This window comes from Mycobacterium sp. TH-M82, assembly GCF_057473605.1.
Window position 1 is genome coordinate 1 of record NZ_JBYCKY010000813.1, and the last position, 6,884, is coordinate 6,884.

The 6,884-nt window shown below is 68.8% G+C and carries 8 protein-coding genes and 1 pseudogene; all 9 read left to right on the plus strand.

Annotated elements, in window-relative coordinates; translation table 11 throughout:
* Positions 1-310, plus strand: a 310-nt coding sequence (locus AC2VON_RS23800) for a hypothetical protein (RefSeq protein ID WP_486955057.1), incomplete at its 5' end; no start/stop codon positions are given.
* Positions 311-441: 131 nt separating this feature from the next.
* A complete protein-coding gene (locus AC2VON_RS23805) occupies positions 442-744 on the plus strand; it encodes a PE domain-containing protein (RefSeq protein ID WP_486955058.1) in 303 nt (100 codons plus the stop codon).
* An 11-nt stretch (positions 745-755) separates the two neighbouring features.
* Positions 756-1,991 (plus strand): PPE domain-containing protein, encoded by a 1,236-nt coding sequence (locus tag AC2VON_RS23810; RefSeq protein ID WP_486955059.1) that lies wholly within the window; start codon positions 756-758, stop codon positions 1,989-1,991.
* Positions 1,992-2,116: 125 nt separating this feature from the next.
* Positions 2,117-2,464 (plus strand): WXG100 family type VII secretion target, encoded by a 348-nt coding sequence (locus AC2VON_RS23815; protein ID WP_486955060.1) that lies wholly within the window; start codon positions 2,117-2,119, stop codon positions 2,462-2,464.
* A gap of 33 nt (positions 2,465-2,497) precedes the next feature.
* The gene (locus tag AC2VON_RS23820; RefSeq protein WP_486955061.1) at positions 2,498-2,791 is read left to right on the plus strand and encodes a WXG100 family type VII secretion target; all 294 of its coding nucleotides are present in this window, start codon (positions 2,498-2,500) and stop codon (positions 2,789-2,791) included.
* A gap of 80 nt (positions 2,792-2,871) precedes the next feature.
* Positions 2,872-3,705 carry an ESX secretion-associated protein EspG gene (locus tag AC2VON_RS23825; protein WP_486955062.1) on the plus strand — a complete coding sequence of 278 codons (834 nt, stop codon included), beginning with the start codon at positions 2,872-2,874 and terminating at the stop codon, positions 3,703-3,705.
* A 75-nt stretch (positions 3,706-3,780) separates the two neighbouring features.
* Entirely contained in the window at positions 3,781-4,794 is a 1,014-nt protein-coding gene (locus AC2VON_RS23830) for a MinD/ParA family ATP-binding protein (protein WP_486955063.1), read from the plus strand.
* Positions 4,794-6,344 (plus strand): type VII secretion integral membrane protein EccD, encoded by a 1,551-nt coding sequence (eccD, locus tag AC2VON_RS23835; protein WP_486955064.1) that lies wholly within the window; start codon positions 4,794-4,796, stop codon positions 6,342-6,344. The genes AC2VON_RS23830 and eccD overlap by 1 nt, the downstream gene beginning before the upstream one ends.
* A gap of 53 nt (positions 6,345-6,397) precedes the next feature.
* A pseudogene (locus tag AC2VON_RS23840) lies at positions 6,398-6,884 on the plus strand (type VII secretion-associated serine protease); the annotation flags it as partial.

Here is a 6,884-nt window from a genome sequence, read left to right on the forward strand (position 1 = left end):
GCTGCGGCCGCACGGCGGCATCGGGAAGCCGGCGGCCACGGCGCCGCTGTGGGGCCTCATCGAGCGCAGCCGCGAAGTCGGGCTGCACGTCATCGCGTCACGCTCACCCGGGAACTGGGCCGGGGTGTCGGTGATGGACCCGTTCCTGCAGAAACTGACAGCCTCCCGCGCGCCCACCCTGTTCATGGACAACGACCCGGCCAACGTCAAGGTCTTCGGCAGAACCCCCGCCCAGCAACTGCCGCCGGGCCGGGGCCTGCTGGTCACCACCGACGGCGTCATCGAAGGCGTGTTGGTCGGAACGCCGTAGTAGCCTGCCGCGCGGCGGTGTCCCGGCAGCAAAATCGTGCCTCGACATCCGGCGCCGGGACACCTTAGACTCAGGCGGTTCGGCGGGTGTCACCCGCGGCGGGCAGCACGGGGCAGTATGGGGAGGCAAAGATGTCGTTGCTGGGTGTGAACACCGTCGCCGTTGACATGTCGGCGCTCACCGAGTCCGTCATCAGTGGGCAGATGGCCGCCGCCACCGCCGCGGGAGCGCATGCGCTCACCGGGACGGTGCCGATGGCAGCCGACGCCGATTCGGCGGCGTTCGCGGCCGCGCTGAACGCATCGGGCGGTTCCTACCTGGCCATGGCCGCGGAGCACGTCGGGCAGCGGGTGGCGTTCGCCGGAGCGCAGAACCTGGCTTCGGTCACCTACCTGCTGAGTGAACTGGCCAGTGCCGCCAGGCTGACGGTCTAGAGCACCGGCCGATGGCCGACCCCCGCTGGATGGCCCCTCCCGAAGTCGTCGCGGCGATCTTCGAGATGGGCCCCGGCCCGGCTTCGGTGCTGGCCAACCAGCTGGTGTGGATGACCGAGGCGATCAGTCACGAGCTGGCGATGGGCCTCTCGGCAGCTAATACAGCGGCCACCGCCACCGGGTGGATCGGTCTCGGCGGCGCGGCGTCGGGCCAGAGCGCGACCGGGCTCAACGCCGGACTGCAGACACTTCTGGGGTGGATCACCCACAAGATCGCGGTCACCCAGGCCGCCGCGGAGGCCCACTCGGTCGCGGCGTCGACGGTGATTCCCTCGCTGGTCAGCCAGACCAACCGGGACGAGACCGCGGCCCTGCACGCCACCAACTTCATGGGTGTGAACACCCCGGCGATCATCGAGCGGGATACCGAGTATTTCGGCTGGTACTGGCCGCAGAATTCGAGCACCGGCTGGAGCTACTCCGGAGTGCTGACCGGCCTGATCGGTTCCCTGGGCATTCCACCACCGGCTGCCCCGATGGGCGCGTCGCCGGCCGCGCCGGCGGCGGCGGGCACAGCGGCCGCCCAGTCGGCGGCCCAGACCGCCGCACAGGACGGGCTGCAGTCGTCACTGGCGGCCGCCGAGGCCCCGGCTCAAACAGCGTCGTCCGGCCAGCTGGGCTCGTTCCTGCAGCAGGGGCCGGAGTTGGCGTCCGCGATGACCAATCCGTCGACGTCGTATGCCGGCGCGCCCACCCAGGCGTTGCAGAGCTTCTCGAGTGCGCCGCAAGCGCTGATGAGCATGTTCTCGGCGGGAAGACCGATGGATGCGGTGGGCGCCAGCACCGACACGGCCCTGGGCGGCGCGGTTGCCGAGCCGTTGCGGGCCGGCACCGGCGCCACGGTAAGCATGGTCAGCACAGCAAGCACAGCCGGCCCAGCCAGCACCGCCAGCGCAGCGGTTGGCGCCGGCGGGTATCCCGGTGCGGCGCTGACCAGCTACACCCGACCGGCCAGCACGTTCTCCCCCGAGACCGGTGGCCGGCCGATCGGTCGCGCCGGCGTGCTCAACGCCGCCGATTTGCGCAGCCCCACCAGCTCCACCAGCGCCGGCGGGATGGGTGGGATGCCGATGTCACCGGCCGGGATGCTGGGCCGTGGAAACGGCCAGGCGGCTGGCTCCACCGGCTCCACCGACGAGCAGGTGCGCAACGCCCGCATCGTCGTTAGCACGGCAGGAAAGGGGTGATCCAGCGGGCTGCAGGCAATGTCAGAAAAGGTGAAGTGACAACGACGATCAGGTACTTAAACTCGACGCAAGCCCCGTCGCAGGGGGAATCGCAAAAGATCACCAGGATCACTAAGGAGGGTGAGATGCCCGATGCAGCGGCACCTCAATCGACGGGCATAACGGTCACACCGGAATTGCTGAACGTCACCGCGCAGAAAATCGACGCGGATCTCGAACACGCCATCGCCATCGCCGGCAACTACTACAGCGGCCACGAAAACGTCGTCTCCGCCGCGCTGTTCGCCGGCCCGGCCTCGAACGCATCGCTGATGACGGCCGGCCACCTCAACGACAGCCTGCAGCAGACGATTGCCGGCTGCCAGCGTCTGTCCAACGGGCTGCGCAAGGCGGCGGCGCTCATGCAGGTCCACGAGGACGACGCGGCCCACGGCTTCACCCAGCTGTTCGAGACCCCGGCTTCCGCGGTCTAGCCGGCCCACCACCACATGTCAGGAGTAACGGAAATGATTCCGGGTCAAATCACCTACAACCACGGCGCGGTCGCCGACCTCGCCAGCAACGTCGGCTCGAGCGCGAGCCAGCTGATGGAGATCCACGCCGACATCACCCGGCTGACCCAGGCGCTCTACGAGTACTTCATGGGTCAGGGCGCGACGAGCTTCTTCGACGCGCAACAGCAGGCCCTGCACGGGCTGGAAGGCTTGATCCAGACCGTCGCCAGGCACGGCCAGACCGTGACCGACGTCCACCACAACGCCATCAGCACCGACGCGCAGGCGGGCCAGTTCTTCGTCTAGGAGCCAGACCCGCGAGCTAGCTGTGCGCGCGCCGAGCGAGCGCCCCAGCGATCGCGGTGGACAGCCTTGGAGAAGCAGCGGTGTTGACCACTAGCGTCGACGGCCTGTGGGCACTGCAGGTGCTCACCGGCATCGAAACCCTGGCCCCGGAGCTCGGGCTGCGTCCCATCCTGCCCAGTGTGGAGTCCAGGCCGCTGGCGCTGGCGCATCCGGTCGCGGCCGAGTTGGCCTGCGCTGGGGTGATCGACGACGCCGGGGTGGTGGATTCCACCGTGGTGGAATGGCTGACCGTGCTGGCTCGCCGCGACGTCGCCCTGATCATCCATCTGCGCAGGCCCGACGGCGACGCGCCGGCCCGGGCGGTGTTGGCACGATTCGCGCAGTGGTGGGTGGTCATGGAGCGCTCGGCGGAGCTGATCCGCATCGGCGGCGCCGGCAGCGCCGGCGCCGAGGGCGCGGCCAGCTCGGTGATCACCACGCAGATCGACCGGTTGTGCGGATCCCTGCCGGCGGCGCCGCTGCGGCCGGTCACCGTGGACGCAGCGGCGCTGCAGCGAGAGGCGACCGACCTGGAGACGCTGCGGGCCTTCCTGATCGCCCAGCGGTTAGACGCCGGTCAAGTGCAGATGGTCATGACGGCCACCGACCTGCGTGCATCTGCTCAGGCATCGATCGTGGCGGTTCAAGCCGGAGTGGAGACGGGCCGGCCGACCCGCACCCACGTCGGGCAGACGGTGGTGACCGTGCTCGACACCCCCCAGGGGCGCCTGGTCGCCGAACAGGTCCCGTCCGCCGGTACGACATGGATGATCGTCGCTCCCGGCACTGCCACCAACATTGCGAACGCGGTCAACCAGATGCTGCGGCGGCTCCCAGCCGATCAGGAATGGTATTCCTACCGAAAAGTAGTGTAAAGGGTGTGAAAGGTCGTGAAAGGTAGTGAAGGATAGTGCCGTGACGAGTTTATTGAACGTGTTAGCGTTCAGACCGTGACAAATCCACGGAGGGTTCCGCTGGGCTCGACCGAACACGCTGGACCGGCTGGGGCGCACGGTCAGTGGAACGATTCTGTGTCGGGAACGCTGCGTATTTCTGATATGGTCGCGCCCCGTAAAATACCTCCGGGTTCAGGATGGCGCAAATTAATCTATGTCATGTCGTTTCACGGCATCAACCTCGGAGAATCGCCGGCCGAACGTCATTACCGCGAATTGCAGCAGCGCATACGACGGCACATTCGGAAGCAATTCGTCATCGGGGTGGTCTCCGGCAAGGGCGGAGTCGGCAAGACCACGATGACCGCCTGTGTCGGCGCGGTCTTCCGGGAGTGCCGCCCGGAGAACGTGGTGGCTATCGACGCCGCACCGGGCTTCGGGACGCTGGCCGGCCGGATCGACGAGGCACCGCCCGGCGACTACGCCGCGGTGCTGGGCGACACCGATGTGCAGGGTTACGCCGACATCCGGGAGCACCTGGGACAGAACAGCCTGGGGTTGGACGTGCTGGCCGGTAACCGGGCATCGGACCAGCCGCGGCCGTTGGTGCCGGCGATGTTCGCCGGCGTGCTGTCGCGACTGCGCCGCACCCACACCGTCATCGTCGTCGACACCTCCGACGATCTGGAACACCCGGTGATGAAGGCGGTGCTCGACTCCTGCGACACGCTGGTGTTCGTATCGGGTCTGACCGCCGACACGTCGCTGCCGGTGACGAGGGCGATCGACCTGCTGCGCTCGATGGGGTATCACGAGCTGGTGTCGCGCAGCACGGTCATCCTGAACGACAGCCGCAACAGATATGACCCGCAGGCGCGGAGATACCTCGCCGAACGGTTCGCACAGTCCGGCGCGACCGTGGAATTCATGCCGTACGACGCGCACCTGGCCAGGGGCGGAATCATCGACACGCAGCATGAACTGGGCAAGAACACTCGCGTACGGTTGTTCGAGATCACCGCGGAACTGGCGGACAAATACATTCCGGATGCCGACAGGCCGCAGTGATGGCTCCACCGACAAAAGTCGCGTTCCCGGCTCGCTGCGCGGTCGCCGTGGTCTGTGGTGAGCAGCTGGTTTCACAGGTGTATCCGGCGTCGGTACCGGTCGAGGTCTATATCGACAATGTCGTCGAACTGCTCAATGACGAACTGAGGCGCCGCGGGCTGCCCGGGCTCGATTCCGGTGTCGGCTACGAGCTGCACAAAGCCAACGGAGTCCGGCTCGACGTCACGAAGACCCTCGACGAACTGGGTGTCGAAGACGGCGCCACCTTGGTGCTGGTGCCCTCCACGAAGGGCGTGGCGGGCGAGGCATTCGAGCCGCAGTATGAGTCGCTCTCCACCGGACTGGCCCGGGTCGGCAAAAAGCTGTTCGAACCCGTCACGGCCGACACCGCGGCGCACACCGCGCTGGTGATGGTGGCGATGGCCTTCGCGGCGCTGCTGGGCCTGGCACTGCGTAACCGGGCGGCCACCGATTCGCCGGTGCCCAGCATCGTGACCGGGGTCGCCGGACTGCTGGCCGCCGGCGCGGCCGGGGTGGTCTGGTGGTGTTGGCCGCACCGGGACGACATGCTCGGCGGGTTCGCCTGGCTGGCTGCGCCGTTGCTGGCGGTGAGCCTGGGCGCGGCGGCACCCGGTGCCCTCGGGGCGCCGCACCTGTTCATCGCTGGCCTCGCTGCAGCCATCCTGACCTGCGCAATCGTCGCTGTGACCGGGCGTCTGGTCACTGTCGCCGCGACTGTGGTGACGTTGTGCGCCTTGGGTGGGGTGGTGGCGGCAGTCCGGATGTGGCGGCCGGTGCCCGCGCAGTGGCTGGGCATGTGCACGCTGGTCGCGTTACTTGCGCTGTTGACCCTGGCCCCGACCATTGCGCTGTGGGCTGCCCGGATCCGGCCGCCGCATTTCGGGTCGATCACCGGGCGTGATGTGTTCCGGCGCGGTGACGGGTTGCCGGTCGACGCGGTTTCGCCGGTGAACGCCGAGGACTCTGCCGACGAAACCCTCGGCGAAGCCAACACCGAAGCCAACCCGGACACCACCCCGCGCGGCCAACGGATCGCCAGCGCCGCGGTCCGGGCCAACAGCGTGCTCACCGGAGTCTGCGTGGCCGCCGGGCTGACCCTGCCGGCGGCGGTGTGGTCGACGCTGATGCCGGGACCCGGCGGGCCCGGCCCACCCGGCCGCAGCACGGCGGCCGCCCTGCTGGCCGGGCTCTTCGTGCTGATCTACATCAGCCGGGGCCGGGCTTACGCCGACAAGCGACAGGCGATCGCGCTGGTGTGCGGGGCTTCGGCGGCGGTCTGCGTCGGCGTCGTCAAATACGTGATATACGAACCTGAACCCGCTGCATCCAGTGCGGCCCTGCTGGCCGGCGCGTTGGCACTGACCGGATTCGGCGCCGCCGCCCTGGCGGCGGGGCTGCTGATACCGATCACGAAGTTCACCCCGCTGGTGCGGATGATCGCCGAATGGCTTGAACTGGCGGCGATCGTCGTGGCACTGCCGCTGGCGGCGTGGATTTCGGGACTGTTCACCTGGGTGCGGATGCGATGAGCGGCCGGGCGCGGCGGGGTGCGTCGCTGCTGCCGGTCGGCGTGCTGGTGCTCATGCAGGCCCTGGTTGCTACGGTCGCGAACGTTCCGACCGGCCAGGCGATTCCACCGCCGAGCGTCGACCCGGCGCGGGTTCCCGCGGACGACAAGCCCGGCCCGGATCAGCCGATGCGCCAGAGCAACGTCTGCGCATACCCGATAACCGTGGCCGACCCGGACGTCGCGGTCACCGCGCCCGGCTTCACCATGCTGAACATCGCCCACGCCTGGTCGTACTCAACCGGGCACGGGGTGCCCGTCGCGGTCGTCGACACCGGCGTCAACCCCAGTCGGCGACTGCCGGTGATCGGCGGCGGCGACTACATCATGGGTGGCGACGGGCTCACCGACTGCGACGCGCACGGCACCACCGTGGCATCGATCATCGGTGCGGCGCCGCAGGGCACCCCGATGCCGGCGCCGATGCCGCCCGCCCCGGCGTTTCCGGCGCCCGCCGGCGCGGCCGTCGACTCCGCACCGCCGCCGCCCGGTGGGCCGCCCC